The 14,919-nt window shown below is 58.8% G+C and carries 11 protein-coding genes; 7 read left to right on the forward strand and 4 right to left on the reverse strand.

What is annotated here, in order from left to right; genetic code table 11:
* Positions 1-11 precede the first annotated feature (11 nt).
* The gene (locus tag ABXH05_RS04410; protein WP_353559946.1) at positions 12-1,058 is read left to right on the forward strand and encodes an esterase-like activity of phytase family protein; all 1,047 of its coding nucleotides are present in this window, start codon (positions 12-14) and stop codon (positions 1,056-1,058) included.
* Here ABXH05_RS04410 and ABXH05_RS04415 read toward each other — a convergent pair.
* Positions 1,055-1,699 (reverse strand): hypothetical protein, encoded by a 645-nt coding sequence (locus ABXH05_RS04415; protein WP_348135848.1) that lies wholly within the window; start codon positions 1,697-1,699, stop codon positions 1,055-1,057. The two genes, ABXH05_RS04410 and ABXH05_RS04415, sit on opposite strands and share 4 nt — an antisense overlap.
* Positions 1,700-2,041: 342 nt before the next feature.
* The gene (gene rpmB, locus ABXH05_RS04420; RefSeq protein ID WP_043949906.1) at positions 2,042-2,335 is read right to left on the reverse strand and encodes a 50S ribosomal protein L28; all 294 of its coding nucleotides are present in this window, start codon (positions 2,333-2,335) and stop codon (positions 2,042-2,044) included.
* A gap of 262 nt (positions 2,336-2,597) precedes the next feature.
* Here rpmB and ABXH05_RS04425 point away from each other — a divergent pair, with 262 nt between their 5' ends.
* The 4 genes from ABXH05_RS04425 (at position 2,598) to ABXH05_RS04440 (ending at position 8,036) form a co-directional block, all read left to right on the forward strand.
* Positions 2,598-3,545 carry a DUF3108 domain-containing protein gene (locus ABXH05_RS04425; protein ID WP_353559947.1) on the forward strand — a complete coding sequence of 316 codons (948 nt, stop codon included), beginning with the start codon at positions 2,598-2,600 and terminating at the stop codon, positions 3,543-3,545.
* 134 nt (positions 3,546-3,679) lie between these two features.
* Positions 3,680-4,444, forward strand: a complete 765-nt coding sequence (locus ABXH05_RS04430; protein ID WP_353559948.1) for a DUF3108 domain-containing protein — start codon at positions 3,680-3,682, stop codon at positions 4,442-4,444.
* Between the two features lie 82 nt (positions 4,445-4,526).
* Positions 4,527-5,513 (forward strand): DUF3108 domain-containing protein, encoded by a 987-nt coding sequence (locus ABXH05_RS04435; protein WP_353559949.1) that lies wholly within the window; start codon positions 4,527-4,529, stop codon positions 5,511-5,513.
* A gap of 132 nt (positions 5,514-5,645) precedes the next feature.
* The gene (locus tag ABXH05_RS04440; RefSeq protein WP_353559950.1) at positions 5,646-8,036 is read left to right on the forward strand and encodes an ATP-binding protein; all 2,391 of its coding nucleotides are present in this window, start codon (positions 5,646-5,648) and stop codon (positions 8,034-8,036) included.
* A 10-nt stretch (positions 8,037-8,046) separates the two neighbouring features.
* Here ABXH05_RS04440 and ABXH05_RS04445 read toward each other — a convergent pair whose 3' ends face one another.
* Together ABXH05_RS04445 and ABXH05_RS04450 are read right to left on the reverse strand one after the other, a co-directional pair.
* Positions 8,047-9,348: an acyl-CoA dehydrogenase family protein gene (locus tag ABXH05_RS04445; protein WP_353559951.1), complete on the reverse strand. Its 1,302-nt coding sequence runs from the start codon at positions 9,346-9,348 to the stop codon at positions 8,047-8,049.
* Positions 9,349-9,418: 70 nt separating this feature from the next.
* Positions 9,419-10,087, reverse strand: a complete 669-nt coding sequence (locus ABXH05_RS04450; protein ID WP_353559952.1) for a TetR/AcrR family transcriptional regulator — start codon at positions 10,085-10,087, stop codon at positions 9,419-9,421.
* A gap of 83 nt (positions 10,088-10,170) precedes the next feature.
* Here ABXH05_RS04450 and ABXH05_RS04455 point away from each other — a divergent pair, with 83 nt between their 5' ends.
* Together ABXH05_RS04455 and ABXH05_RS04460 are read left to right on the forward strand one after the other, a co-directional pair.
* Complete coding sequence (locus ABXH05_RS04455) at positions 10,171-11,529, forward strand: flavin-containing monooxygenase (protein WP_353559953.1); 1,359 nt, start codon at positions 10,171-10,173, stop codon at positions 11,527-11,529.
* 276 nt (positions 11,530-11,805) lie between these two features.
* Complete coding sequence (locus tag ABXH05_RS04460; RefSeq protein WP_353559954.1) at positions 11,806-14,919, forward strand: helicase-related protein; 3,114 nt, start codon at positions 11,806-11,808, stop codon at positions 14,917-14,919.

Raw genomic sequence — 14,919 nt, forward strand, 5'->3', positions numbered from 1 at the left:
AGGAACACCCCATGCCCATGAGCCTCTGTCGTACAGCCCCCTTTCTGGTGCTGATGGCAGCGTTTCTGCCTGCCTGCGCGCAGGCAGAAGATCGTGCGTCAGATGCAAAAGCCGGTGCGGATACCTCGCCGGTCTCATATGGGCAGGTCGCCCTAAACCCTTCGGACGCAGACGACACCCTGCTTGCCCCCTCCGGCAACAGCACATTGTCCTATCGCGGCGGACTGGTGGTGCGATCGGACGACAAGAGGTTCGGAGGCATGTCCGGTCTGATTGTCAGTGCCGATGGCAGTGGCCTGATGGCGGTCACTGACACGGGCTACTGGTTGACGGCGTCACTGACCCACAAAGACAACACCCTCTCAGGCATTGGCAGTCTGACACTGGCGCCCATGCTGAACCCTGACGGCCAGTCGATCGCAGGCAACAAACGCCAGGGCGATGCAGAAGCCATGACACTTCTGGCGGACGGGCGCATTGCGGTCTCCTTCGAGCGCAACCACCGCGTATGGGCCTACGATGTGACAACCGACGGTTTTGAGGCGACAGCCCAACCGATGAACATCGGCCCCGACCTGAAGGACGCTGTGAACAACAAAGGCCTTGAAGCACTGGCCAGCCTGCCGGATGGGTCCCTGCTTGCGATCACTGAAGGAACAATGGTTGCCGAAGACCAGATCAAAGGCTGGAGGACCGGCAGTGAGACAACAGCAGACATCACCCTCAGGCGCATTGCCCCCTTTGACCTGACCGACATCGCGCTCTTGCCCTCTGGCGACCTCCTGACGCTGGAGAGACGCTTCAGCACCCTTGGCGGTGTTGGGGCACAGATCCGCCGTATCAAAGCTGACGCGCTTGATGAGGCCGCTCCGCTGGACGGAGACATCATCTATCGCTCAACGGCAGGTCAGACTGTAGACAATATGGAGGGCATCTCCATCCGCACTTCGCCGGATGGCAGAACATTTGTGTATGTGGTGTCAGACGACAACTTCAATCCGCTGCAGCGAACCTTGCTGCTAATGTTTGAGCTGCACCCAGACGGGAAGCCGAATTAGGCCCCGCCGTAACCTGACCGTGGCTGAATGATCGACCGCAGCGCGTGATAGACGACCAGCATCAACAACGTTGCCAGCACCACGATCACGAAGTGCGACACAACCTTGTCTGCGTAGGTCCCCGCAAGCGCATCACCCGCAAGCCCGTGAAACAGCGCCACCATCGCAGCACCACCGAAGAGCGGTGCCAGCAAAGGTGCTTTCCACCAGGGTCGGCCACGCACCAGATCAAACACCACAATGTTCACCAGCAGACCCACCATGACGGACAGGGCGACGGCCAGAACCATCGTCTGGTTGGTGAGGGCAGCAATCATGTCCGCCGGCATCACAATGTGCGCATCTCCATAGGCCGCATAGGCCCATACAAGTGCCAGAAGGGCACCAGCAGCAGCCACAGCCGCAAAGGCCACAGACGCGCCGTGGCGGCGTCCTGTGAGGTTAACAACCATGAACAACGCAAAGACCCAGACATGTCCCATGCTGAACCAGGGTCCCGGGTCAAAACGCAATCCGGTGAAGGAAAGCGACCCAAACAGCGACACAGGCGTGGACCGGTCCAAAAAGCCCGCGACGGCGGCTGCAACAAGCAGCACCGTTGGAAGCATCAGATACCCCAAAAAACGCATAAACTCAGCCATTACGCTCGGCTTTTGGTCCATAGATTCATGAAAACGACCTTCTGCCATGACCATTGCTGCTCTCCGCGCCTCAGTTACCAAAGTGATTTGGTGGAAGACGATGCAGACGCCATGCCATGTGGTGCCACCCCAAATGGCACGCCCCCAACTACCGCAATTAACCTCATCATACCCCATCAGATCAGGTAGCAGGCCAAAAAAGCTCCTCAATCAGCTTGCCGAAAAGGACCAGAATCTCTCCAAAAGTCTACAAATCCCGCCCCAAATCAGGCACGAAAAAGGGCCCGACTCCAAAGAGGAGCGGACCCTAAATCTTGTTGCAGGGGATATGCGTGTGGCCGGTTAGGCCGCAGCAGCTGCCTGCGCTTTGACAATCTCACGACGCATGCGCTGAAGGTTCAGCGACAGGTTTTCTTCGCGGGAGCCAGCAAGGAAAGCATCAAGGCCACCCTTGTGCTCAACAGAGCGAAGAGCAGCAGCACTGGCGCGCACCTTCACTGACCGGCCGAGCACGTCGCTTGACAGCGTCACGTTGCAGAGATTTGGCAGAAAGCGACGGCGGGTCTTGTTGACCGCGTGGCTGACATTGTTGCCCGTAAGGACACCCTTGCCCGTAAGTTCGCAGCGGCGAGCCATGCCCACCTCCTGAATTCATGTTTCACATCGAATAAGAGGCGCGGGTATAGGGCCGCGATGCCCTTTGCGTCAAGCCCATGAAGCCTGTTTGACGCTGATTTGAGCGCGTTTGGGGCTCAAAAACCGACATTTGCAGCAAGCCGCCTTGCGTTCAGGAACGGTTCACCCGGCAAATCCCCTAATGCACCCCATAGCCGCCTGACGGCAACACAACACAAGCTGACAGCCAGAACAGCACCCAAATTTTGGTGGAGGGCACAAAATGACAAGCAATCAAGCCGTTTTTCCTGAAATGGACATGGAACACCCAGCCGCGAAAGCACCCAAGAGGCGCCCGGTTCCCCTTCATCTGATCGCGATTCTGACAGCCTTTGCCACGCTCGGCGTCGCAGCCATCGCCATGGCAGCACCGGCGTCGGCGGCAACAAGCGCAACGCCCGCCTCAGCCCCAGCCGATTCCGGCCCGACAACCAATGTCGACATCCACATGGATGCAAGCCTGGGCGGCCTGAACTTTGGCTCGATCACCATGCAGGCAAAGTTCGGAGCGACCAGCTACACCGCAAACAGCACAATCCGGACCGAAGGCATCACCGACCAACTGTTCAAGACTGTCTACAACCTCAAGACCGAAGGCACCCGGGGCAGCAAACAGATGCAGACCGCAAAGTACTATTCCTTCAGCCACAGTGACGACGACAAGCAACAGGTCGATATGACCTATGGACCCAACGGCCTTCCCCTGGTGGCCGCCCAGCCCGCCTATGACAATTCAGCCCGAGTGACAGCAACCGCCCGTCACCTGAAGAACTCCATTGATCCTTTGTCGGCAATGATCGTGCCTGTAGCGACACCGTCCGCAGAGGCCTGCAACCGGCGCATTCCCGTCTATGACGGTCGCCGCCGCTATGACTTCGTCATGTCGTTTGAGCGCATGAGCCCACTTGAGGATCGCAAAGGTTACTCCGGCCCCGCTGTTCGCTGTCAGGCCTATCTGCGGCCAATTGCTGGCTACAAGCGCAAGTCCATTCGTGAAATGCGCCGGGACCCAATGCCAATCACTGTCTGGCTGGTACCGGTTGAAGGCGCGGATGCCCTGGTACCGGCGCGAATTGAAGTTTCGACACCGATTGGCCGTATGGTTGCCCGCAGCACGCGCTTCACGGTTTCCAAGGCAAATCCAAGTCAGGCAGCTTTGTCAGGTCAATAAGATAGACCGCCTGGACGGATTAGGCTGTAAAACGGACACCCAACCGCGCTATGCCTGCGCTCCGACAGGTATGCCCTTGAGCGTCTGGCACTCCTGCCCATGACACGCGCCCCATACTCACACGAGGATTGATAATGCGAGCATTAGCGATAGCAGCCGTGCTGACAGGCGGGCTGATGCCAATCACGGCGCAGGCCGCTGTCACCATCGACTATGTGATGTATGTCGGTGGGGCCAAGATCGGCACCATGTCCCTGGCCGCAGACGTGGACCCACAGCGCTATCAGCTTGAAACACAGATCAAGACCGAAGAAGTGGCCGGAGCCACGGAAGACGCCACATTGACACTCTTTGCGGCAGGCGCTCAGGAAGACAAATCGGTCAAACCTCAGATTTTCACGTCTGACTATGTGAACGCGGGCGGCCAGTCGAGCCAGCTTCAGATCACCTTCAACGAAACAGGCCCCGCCAGCGTCCTGGCCCTGCCTCCCCCCCAGAAGAAGCCCGGCACGCTGTCGGATTTCCACAAAAAAGGCGCCCTGGACCCGGTAAGTGCCCTGCTGGCTCTGGCAGCATCTGGTGGCGCGACGCCATGTGGCACCACTGTGCCCGTATTCGACGGCTGGCGCCGGTTTGACATCACCGTGGCCTATGGCGGCGAGACCACCATTGAGGCAAATGAAGGCTATTCCGGCCCCGCGCACAAATGTGAAGGGCGGTTGACCCCGGTTGCAGGCTATAGTGCCAAGGCAATGACCGAGTTGAAGGAAGACCCACAGAAGGTCGAAGTCTGGCTCGCACCCATGGAATCCGCGGGGTTTCTGGTGCCTGTCCGCATTATTGCCCCCACTCCTTATGGTGGTGCGGTGATCCGAAGCACGGCCATTCGCGAAGACTAGAGATATGGGGCGTCTATCCTGACCCCCATCTCCACGTGTTGCCGTCTATCGGCAGCCACAGCGACTGGTACGGGAGAGACCCATGGCGTGGACTTTTGCAACGCGGGATTTTGAAACATCAAATGGGGCACCAGCTGAGGCCAACAGAGATGTGGGCAGCACAGCAACATGCACCCGCATTGTCGCAACGGCGGCAATCACAAGCCTGCTGGCAATAGCGCCCCTAGCCGCTGCCACTCAGCCGGACGCAGAACCCGAGGTTCAATCCGAACTACCGGCCACACCGGAAATGAGCAGCACCATCGAACCCATTACGCTGGTTTATGAGTTTTATGCAGCCGGCTTTCATCTCGCGACCGTGGAAACCAACGCGACACTGACCAATGAAGCCTATGAGATTTCAACCAAAGGTCAGTCATCGGGCATTGCTGACAGTCTGCTCAGAGCGCGGTTTGAAAGTAGCGCCGTTGGCGCCCTTTCAAGCGAAGGGCCGACACCCAAGAGCTTCCGCAATTTCTCTGATACGCGGTTTGGTGTCCGAGAACTTGAAATGACACGCGCCACAGACGGCACATTTGATGTAACGGCTGAACCGGAACTCGAACCCCACCAGGCCGCAGCGCTGCGTTCAGGTCTCGCAGACGGCACTGTAGATCCTCTCACGGCCAGTCTTTACACCGCATTACGTCCGGCAAATACGACGTGTACTGAAAAAGTACGCGTGTTTGACGGCCGACGTGTTTTCGCGCTGGCCTATACGCGTAAAGGCACCGAGGTCCTCAGTCCCGTGGATGAGTCCTTCTTCACCGGCGACACCATCAAGTGCAATCTGCGCTACCTGCCGCTCGCAGGCCAAACGCGTGAATGGAAACTGGAACAAGCGAAGAACCCGACGCCCCCCATCGAGCTGTGGATAGCTGAGTTCAATCAGCCCAACAGGGACGCCGATGTAATGATACCGGTCCGTATGAAACTGCAGAGTGAATGGGGCACTGCCCTTGTCCACCTCACCTCGGTCACCATTGGCGGCGAAGTGCTAAACCAGGCCAGCCTGCAGCAGTTGAAGTAGCAAAAAGCCCACCACACGGCAGAAAATTGGCAGTTTGCCAGGCCTCTCGCCGTTAGCGTGCAATTTACGTGTTACCGCCATACTTCCTAGTCCGGATCCGCGTTTGGGGCGCAGACCGGCAAGGAGACTGGCGTGGGACAAAGGCCCGAAGCACTAAGACTGGACAAGCTGCATTCAGGTGGCGCGCAATCTGCGGGCCATGGGGAAGCGGTGAAGCTTGCCATGTTCAACCGCATCATGAGCAATCATCGCGGTCTGCCCCTGCTTTTCCCCCTGATTGGCGTTCTCGTCCTGGCCACACTGGATACCCAGGCATCTGCAACCGCTGTCGGCCTATGGATGCTGGCAATCATATGTGTGTGGAGCGAGATCGCTTACTTCGCTTTCCGGTACTTCTCCGGCCGTCTTTCATCAGACCCCAAGAAACTCACGACATCACTGACACTTCGCTACCTGAACGCCAACATCGTCTGGTCAGCGTTACTGTTAATCTACTGGTCGCCGCACAACGCAACGCAGGATTTCTTCCTGCTTTTGCTGTTCGTTGCGCACCTTTCAATTGCGACTGCCACAACAGCGTACGAGTGGCGCATCTACCTTGCCTGCACAGTGCCGATCACAGTCGCCATCGTCACGGCAAGCCTACAGACTGGCGAGCCCATCTATATGGGCATCGGGCTATTGGTGGTGCTTGTCTATTTCTTCATGCTGGCGGTCACTAAACAGGTCATCGCGCAGGGTGAATCGGCCATCTCGCTGAGGCTGGAGCACGACGATCTCATTCGCGACCTTGCAAAAGCCAAAGCCCAGTCAGACAGCGCCCTAAGCGAAGCCGAAGCTGCCAACAGCCAACTGACCATCAGCGAGCGCAGATTTCGCGCCCTTGTTGACCATGCCTTTGACGGCATCGGCATTATTTCCGACGACGGCTGCATTCTGTTTGCGACGGAAACCGTCGCACGCATGTTTGATACGACGCCCGAGAAGCTCAGGGGCTACCGCGTGGACAATCTGGCAACCGCCGAGTTCCGACCGGAAGTTCAAGACGCACTGGGAAGGTTGCTCGCCAAGCCGGGAAACACAGCCAGCATTTCAGGCTGGGTGGAAACATTTTCCGGCCGCAAAATCTGGATTGAAACAACTGCCCGCAACATGCTGCATGACGAAAGCGTTCAAGGCATGGTGCTGAACGTACGTGATGCCACCGCACGCATGAGCGCCGACAGTGAGCTCAAGATGCATCTCAGTGTTCTTGAGAAGCTCGCGACAGGCACCACCATGCCGGAGGTCCTGTCTGAACTGACCAGCGCCATGGAAGAGCAGAAACCAGGCATGCGCGCCTCAATTCTTCTGCTTGATGACGAAAACACATTGCGTTATGGCGCTGCCCAGTCATTGCCGCAACTCTACAAAGACATCTTCGACGGCATGCTGGCAAATGATGAGGCAGGCCCGTGCGGCATTGCCGCCTCAACCGGCGAACCGGTGATCGTAACAGATACATCCACGCACCCCATCTTTGCTGAACGCCAGGACCTCGTTGCCGAAATGGAAATCGGTGCGGTGTGGTCCTTTCCCATCAAGTCCCGAGACGGTCGCGTGCTCGGCTCTGTGGCGATGATCTACCGCACCCCTCGCGCACCCAGCGATAGCGATCTCACTTTTATCAATGGCGCTGCAAAGCTTGCCGCCGTTGCCATTGAGCGCCGCCGTGCTGAACAGCGGCTGGCCGAGGCCCTGCGCACGGCTGAAATTGCTAACCACTCCAAGAGCCAGTTCCTGGCCAATATGAGCCACGAGCTGCGCACACCGCTTAATGCCATCATCGGTTTTTCGGAAATGATCCGCGAAGAGATGTTCGGCCCCATCGGCACGCCGGAATACATCGAGTACATCGGCGACATCCACTCCAGTGGCCGCCACCTGCTCGAGCTGATCAACGACATCCTCGACATCTCGAAAATCGAGGCAGGTCAGTTTGAAATCGATGAGACATGGGCAGATCTCAAAATCCTGGCCAATTGGTCTGCTGATCTTGTGCGCCACCGGGCACAGGAAAATCAGGTAACCCTGGTGATCGAGATCGCGGACAACATTCCACAGGCCTATGTGGATGAACGCGCCGTCAAACAGATCATGCTCAACCTCCTGTCCAATGCGACCAAATTCACACCCGCAGGCGGCGACGTGACCCTGTCAGCCCGTCTGGCGGACAATCACGACCTCATTCTCAGCGTGACGGATACCGGCATCGGCATCGAACCGCACCTGATTGCAAAAGTAATGGAGCCGTTCGGTCAGGCAGAGGGTCCCATGGCCCGCAGCCATGGCGGCACCGGCCTTGGCCTGCCCATTACAAAGTCGCTTGCAGAAATCCATGGCGGCACGCTGATACTTGAAAGCGAACCCGGCGTTGGCACCACAGTGACCGTACGCATGCCGGCCTGGCGCACAACACGCGAAGGGCCCGACCAGCAGAACGCTGATCAGGCCCAGAGCGAGACGCAAGTCGCCGCGCAGTAAACGCGCGCCGTTATTTGGTAGCAGCTTCCGGTCGCTTGCCGCCTGACTTCCCGATATAGCCGAACATATGTCCGCCGACCTTACGGATCTGAATTTCTTCAGCGCCTTCGGTAATCCGGTAACGACGGTGATGCCGGTAGATATGCTCAAACGGTTTGTGCCGCGAATAGCCAATGCCGCCATGAACCTGCATCGCCGTATCTGCCGCCTGACAGACCAGACGGTTGGCCCGGTAGTTACACATGGACACCTTGTCTGACAGCTGCCGTGCGACATCCTGCTTCGACATCTGATCCATTTGCCATGCAGTCTTGTGCACCAGTGTGCGGATCATCTCGCAATCCGTGTGCAACTCGACAAGCGGAAACTGGATCGCCTGATTGGTTGCAAGCGGTTTGCCAAAGGGCTTTCTGTCCTTGGCGTACTGCACGCTTTCATTGACGCAGAACTGCGCCGCACCAACGCTGGATGCGGCCTGGCGAATGCGGTTTTCGTGCACAAAGTGCTGTGCCAGCTGCAGACCATGATCAATGCCGCCGAGATTATCCTCAGCTGGAACCCAGACATCCTTGAACGCGATCCGCGGATGGTCCGTCGGCATGTTGAAGGTCCACAGATATTCTTCAATGTTCACGCCCGGCGCATCCATGGGCACGATGAAGCAGGTAATGCCAATGGCCGACCCGTCATCCCCGGACGTGCGCGCAAACACGAAATCATGGGTCGCAACATGCACACCCGTGTTCCACATCTTCATACCGTTGATGAGATAGCCATCCACCCCATCGCGGGTTTCCGGTTTAGCCACGGTTTCCATCCACGTGGCGTCCGACCCGTGGTCAGGTTCGGTCAGACCAAAAGCAACGCGGACCTCACCCTTGAGTGAGCCTTCAAGGTACTTCGCCTTCTGCTCTTCAGTCCCGAAATCACGGAACATAAGGACCGTTGGAAAATTGCCGACGATCGAGCTTTCGTTCTGCAGGTCATTGTGCAGACCAAGGCCCTTGGCGGCGAGATGTTCGCGAATAACCGCCATGCCCAGATTGGTACCGTCCTGGCCGCCATATTCCTTCGGCAGCGCGTAGCGCAAATGACCGGCAGCGTCCGCACGTTTGCGCATTTCGCCCAGCAACTCTTCCCACTCATGGCGCGGCAGGCCCTGATTATCCCAGTCCGTGCGCGCATGTTCGCGGCGATGGTCGAAGAAGCGGTTGTTGTCGTCCTGCTCCTGCAGCGGCTTGATTTCCTTCTCGATGAAATCATCAAGCACCGCGAGATAGTCCGTGATCTCTCGTGGGATATTGAAATCCATGGGGTCAGTCCTTCCTGAGTAGTTTTTTCACAGGAAGTCTAACGCGCAGATTGACGCGATTGCACGCGTTTCAGGCGCCCGCGTCAGCAGGAGGAAAGCTTGATGGCGCTGGAAGCCCCGCGCGCGCTGCGGAAGTCTCCACATAGGCGCGTACGATTTGTGTGCCTTCCTCGTCATCAAGGCCGGTCGCCATCTGAATGGCACTCCCGGACAGATGCGTAATGAGCAGGACATCGGTCACTACCCCAGAGCGGTCAGCTTCGCCAACAGCACCAACCCGGACCATGGCATCCACGATCCAGTCCACATTCTGGCGGCTGTCCTCAAGATCAAGGGCCGCCAGTTCCCGGTCAGCCTGCATGTGCGCCCAGATTTCGCGCAGCTGCGGCCGTTCTTTCATGGTGCCGTAGATACGCCACAGGATCTGGGCAATGGCATCAGACAGTTCCTGCGGTGTCGTCGCCCGCGACATGAACCGCTCGATGTCGCGCCGCCACTCACTCAAGAACCGATCCGCAAGGGCGCGCAGAAGCGCTTGCGGCGTTGGCACATACTGGTAGAGCGAGCCGATTGAGATTTTGGCACGGGCGGCGACATTGCTCATGGTGAGGTGCGCCATGCCGTCCACCGCAATCAACCCTTCAGCCGCATCCAGAATGGCTTCAAGGCGGGCCTTGCTGCGCGCCTGTTTGGGTTGGCGCACCGTGAGTGGGTCCGGGCGGGAAGGATCATTGGCCATGGAACCAGTGATGCCGCAGTTGACAGAGATTGTAAATATGAGGAATCCTCATATTAATCACGCCAGCAAGCACGGAGAACCCCATGACCCTGTCATCGACCTGCATCATCGGCGCCGGCCCCGGTGGCCTCGCAGCCGCCCGCGCGCTCAAGCGCTATGGCGTGCCGTATGAGCAGTTTGAGCGTCACAGCGATGTGGGTGGATTGTGGGATGCACAAAATCCCGGCACGCCGCTTTACGACAGCGCCCACTTCATTTCATCCAAGACCCAGTCGGCCTTCACCGACTGCCCGATGCCCGACACCTATCCGGACTATCCGTCTGGCAAGGAAATTCTCGACTATGTGCACCACTTTGCAGACCAGTACGGCCTGCGCGATGCCATCCACTTCAATACTGGCGTTGAGTCAGCATCGCCCGACGGCAAGGGTGGGTGGAGCATCAAGCTCACGAGCGGCGAAACAAAGTCATTCGCCAACCTGATCGTGGCCACCGGCACAAACTGGCACCCCAACCGACCGTCCTACCCCGGCACGTTTTCCGGCGAAGCGATCCACGCAGTGGACTATGCCAGCCCCGACAGGTTCCGAAGCAAACGCGTAATGGTCGTTGGCGCCGGAAACTCAGGCTGCGACATCGCCTGTGACGCGGCCATCCATGCGGACAAGGCTTTCATCAGCGTGCGGCGCGGCTACCACTTCATCCCCAAGCACATCTTCGGCATGCCGGCGGATATCTTTGCCCATGGCGGACCCAAGTTACCCATGCCCATCCAGCAATGGGTGATGGGAAAAATGCTCCGCCTACTGATTGGTGACGTCACGCGCTATGGCCTGCCACAACCTGACCACAAGGTGTTTGAAAGCCACCCGATCGTGAATTCAGAGCTGCTGCACCATCTGGGCCACGGTAACATCCACGCCAAGCCGGACATTGAGCGTTTCGATGGCTCAGACGTCATCTTCAAGGACGGCAGCCGCGAAGAGCTGGACGTGATCGTCTATGCGACCGGGTACAATTATTCGATGCCCTATCTCGCAGAAGGCGCTGTTCCCTTTCGGGCCGGACGGCCCGACCTCTATCTCACGGTCTTCGGCCGTGATCTGCCGGGCTTCTACGCCATGGGGTTTGAGGAGACCAATTCCGGCGGCTACTTCCTTTATGACGAGATGGCAAATTGCATCGCCAATGCCATTCAGGACCGTGACCGGGCACCGGCCCGCGCCGAACAGTTCCGCCAGGAAACAACTACTGACCCCGATCTGTCCGGCGGTATCCGCTTCATCGACAGCCCGCGCCACGCCAATTATGTGGACAGCCCGACCTTTCAGGCTGCCCTCAAAAAGCTCGCCAGGCGCTACAACTGGGCGCCCGTGGATGAAGCAGCATTTACCGCTATGCGCACATCTGCTGCCTCTGCGCAGACAACCCGCGCAGCCTGATTCACCAGCAGCGAATGGCGGTTAAGGGGCTGCACCAAAAGACACGCACCATGTGCGCGTACATATGGCCCAAATACCTGACCGCCACCACATATTGCCGTGAACGAACCCGGAATCAGCCTGAGTCAGCGATTCGGACCTGCTTCGTTCACGGCTTGATCCCTTTCGTAAACGCACCCTGCGCAAACGTTGGATAACTGCCAGATTTCAACACTTGGCCAGAAGGCCTGATTGGACCTTGCTATTCGTCCGCGCGCCGGGGAAGGTGCGCGCTCAATGGCCCGGCAGTCTCCCCCTCTCAGCAGGTTTCAGACCAACACAACACCACGCGTGGATGCGGATGCACGCGTGTGGGCGCTGCTTGGGCCAACCAATACCGGCAAGACCCACCTCGCCATCGAACGGATGCTCGGCCACGAGACCGGGATGATCGGCCTGCCTTTGCGCCTGCTTGCACGCGAAGTCTATGACCGCGTGAAAACAAGCGCCGGCGCACAGAACGTGGCCCTTATCACCGGTGAAGAAAAAATCATTCCCGACAACCCGCGCTATTGGGTGACGACAGTCGAATCCATGCCGACGGGCATCACTGTCGATTTTGTGGCCATTGATGAAATCCAGCTGGCGGCTGACCCCGAACGCGGCCATGTCTTTACCAATCGCCTGATGCATATGCGCGGTGAACTCGAGACTCTGTTTTTGGGGTCTGACACCATCAAGGGCCGCATTCGCGATCTGGTCAAAAACTGTCGCTTTGAACAACGGCCACGGTTTTCAGAATTGTCCTATGCAGGCCCCAAGAAGATCACCCGCCTGCCGCGACGGTCCGCCGTGGTCGCATTCTCCTCAGACCAGGTCTATGCCATTGCCGAGCTGATCCGCCGCCACAGAGGCGGGGCTGCCGTTGTGATGGGGGCCTTGAGCCCGCGCACACGCAACGCGCAGGTGGCGCTCTATCAGTCCGGCGATGTGGATTTCATCGTTGCCACCGACGCCATTGGCATGGGTCTCAACATGGACGTGGACCATGTGGCCTTCGCCAGCCTTGAAAAATTTGACGGCCAGCGCCACCGCGCCCTGAGCGCTGCCGAGATCGGCCAGATCGCCGGTCGCGCCGGGCGCTACATGAATGACGGCACCTTTGGGGTGACCGCAGACGCCATGCCGCTGGACAATGAGCAGGTGGAGGAAATCGAGGAACACCGCTTCGAGGCCGTGCGCATGCTCATGTGGCGCAACGCGGCCCTGAACTTCTCCTCGGTCGAAACCCTTTTCAAAAGCCTTGAGACACCGCCACCGGCGCGCGGCCTGATGCGAGCCCGCCATGCAACTGACGCCGCCGCCCTTGCCCTGATGGCGCGTGATGAACGTGTGAAGCCTGTGGCAAATGGCACGGAGGCGGTGACCAGGCTGTGGGAAGTGGCCCAGGTGCCTGATTTCCGCAAGGTGATGATTGACGAGCACGCCAGTCTGCTGTCGAACATCTACGGTCACCTGATGAAGGCCGACGGCGCGTCTCCCGGTGTCATCCCGGAGGACTGGTTTTCTACCCAGACCAAGCGTACAGATCGCACAGACGGCGACATTGACACGCTGGCGTCGCGTCTGGCGCATATACGCACGTGGACGTATGTGGCAAACCGTGCGGACTGGTTGAATGATCCTGCGTATTGGCAGGGCGTCACCCGCGCAATAGAAGATAGGCTGTCGGACGCTTTACATGAACGGCTCACACAGCAGTTCATTGACCGGCGGACAAGTATGCTGCTCAAAAGGTTGCAGCTGAGAGAGGATTTAATGGCGTCAGTTAGCGCAGATGGCGAAGTTATGGTGGAGGGCGAATTCGTCGGCCGCCTCGCAGGTTTGGTTTTTGTCCCTGACCCCCGTGCTGAGGGTCTGGACGGCAAAGCCTTGCGCGCTGCCTCCGACAAGGCTGTAACGGGTGAGATTGAAGATCGCGCACGGCGTCTGGTCGCAGCTGCCGATGAGGCGTTTGAACTCACAGAGCACGGCCGCATCATGTGGGAGAACGCCCCTGTCGGTCGCCTGATCGTTGGCGCAGACCGCCTGTCGCCAAAGACAGACATCATCACCGGCGAAGAACTGCAGGCCGCTGAGCGCCTTGCCGTTATCCAGCGCATGGACACATGGCTTGCAGCACACATCAACAAAGTGCTCGAGCCGCTGATCAAGCTGCGCGATGCAGAAGATGTGACGGGCATCGCGCGCGGCGTTGCATTCCGGCTGGTGGAAGCGCTGGGCGCCATTCGCCGTGACGAAGCGGCTGAAGATATCACGTCCCTTGCCCAGCCGGATCGCGCGATGCTGCGCAAACACGGCGTGCGCTTTGGTGCGTTCTCCATCTTCATGCCTGCGCTGCTCAAGCCGGCACCGGCCCATCTCATTCTGCTCCTCCACGGCGTGCAGGAGGCACAGGGCGGCACAATTGACCTGCCAACGCCCCCGGCGCCGGGCCTGACGTCCGCTGCCGTTGAAGCAGGTGTGCCTGACTTCTTCTATCCCGCACTGGGCTTCCGCGTCTGCGGCCCCCGCGCTGTGCGCCTTGATATGCTTGAACGTCTGGCCGACGCCATTCGTCCCAAAATCGCAGCTCGCGCTGAGCTGGGTCAGGGGTTTGGCGGCGCCGGCTTTACGGCAGACGCTGACCTGATGTCGCTCGTCGGCTGCTCCGGTGAAGTGTTTGATGGCCTACTGGCATCACTGGGCTTCAAGCCACACAAAATCAGCGTACGGAAGATGCCGGAGCCTCAAGCAAAGGCGGATGCCAAGCAGGACACCAAAGCAGAAGCACCGGCTTCAGATGCACAGGCACCCGCGGCCGAGCAAGCGTCGGAAACACCTTTGCAGCAGCCTTCTGAGACAGTCCCAGATACACCGGAGGCAGAAGATGCGCCGGCGGAAGAGACATCACCCGTCTCAGAGACTGCGCCGGAGTCAGAAAAACAAGCGGCACCTGAGGCAAGCACACCGCCTGCCCCGGAAGCTGAAACCGAAGCTGCACCAAACGGCGACACGTCTGAAACCGCTGAAGCGACCAGTGAAACACCTGCCGAAGATGACGACATGGAAGAGATCGTTCTGTGGCGTCCCGCACGCAAGGGTCGTCCGGCTCCCAACCGCAACCGCAATGCTGCCCGCAGCAATACAGCAAGGGGCAAGCAGGCCTCCTCGGGGGATACGGACAAGGCAGATGACAAGCCCCGCGCCCCGCGCAACCAGAAAGGCCGTGGACCAAAAGGCAAGGGCAAACCGGGCAGCAAGAAGCAGGGCAAGCCAGCCCATGCCTCTGCCCGTCCACCGCGCGCCGACAAGCCCGTTGATCCTGACAGCCCCTTTGCGGTTCTCAGCCAGCTCAAATCCAAGAGCTAG

This window comes from Pyruvatibacter sp. HU-CL02332, from assembly GCF_040362765.1.
In the GTDB taxonomy this organism is placed as follows: Bacteria; Pseudomonadota; Alphaproteobacteria; order CGMCC-115125; family CGMCC-115125; genus Pyruvatibacter.

Excerpts from the sequence above, each read along its gene's own strand:
- ABXH05_RS04425 (WP_353559947.1), top strand. The coding sequence starts at position 2,598 with ATGACAAGCAATCAAGCCGTTTTTCCTGAAATGGACATGGAACACCCA.
- ABXH05_RS04450 (WP_353559952.1), bottom strand. The coding sequence starts at position 10,087 with ATGGCCAATGATCCTTCCCGCCCGGACCCACTCACGGTGCGCCAACCC.
- ABXH05_RS04430 (WP_353559948.1), top strand. The coding sequence starts at position 3,680 with ATGCGAGCATTAGCGATAGCAGCCGTGCTGACAGGCGGGCTGATGCCA.
- ABXH05_RS04455 (WP_353559953.1), top strand. The coding sequence starts at position 10,171 with ATGACCCTGTCATCGACCTGCATCATCGGCGCCGGCCCCGGTGGCCTC.
- ABXH05_RS04435 (WP_353559949.1), top strand. The coding sequence starts at position 4,527 with ATGGCGTGGACTTTTGCAACGCGGGATTTTGAAACATCAAATGGGGCA.
- ABXH05_RS04410 (WP_353559946.1), top strand. The coding sequence starts at position 12 with ATGCCCATGAGCCTCTGTCGTACAGCCCCCTTTCTGGTGCTGATGGCA.
- ABXH05_RS04415 (WP_348135848.1), bottom strand. The coding sequence starts at position 1,699 with ATGGCTGAGTTTATGCGTTTTTTGGGGTATCTGATGCTTCCAACGGTG.
- rpmB (WP_043949906.1), bottom strand. The coding sequence starts at position 2,335 with ATGGCTCGCCGCTGCGAACTTACGGGCAAGGGTGTCCTTACGGGCAAC.
- ABXH05_RS04445 (WP_353559951.1), bottom strand. The coding sequence starts at position 9,348 with ATGGATTTCAATATCCCACGAGAGATCACGGACTATCTCGCGGTGCTT.
- ABXH05_RS04460 (WP_353559954.1), top strand. The coding sequence starts at position 11,806 with ATGGCCCGGCAGTCTCCCCCTCTCAGCAGGTTTCAGACCAACACAACA.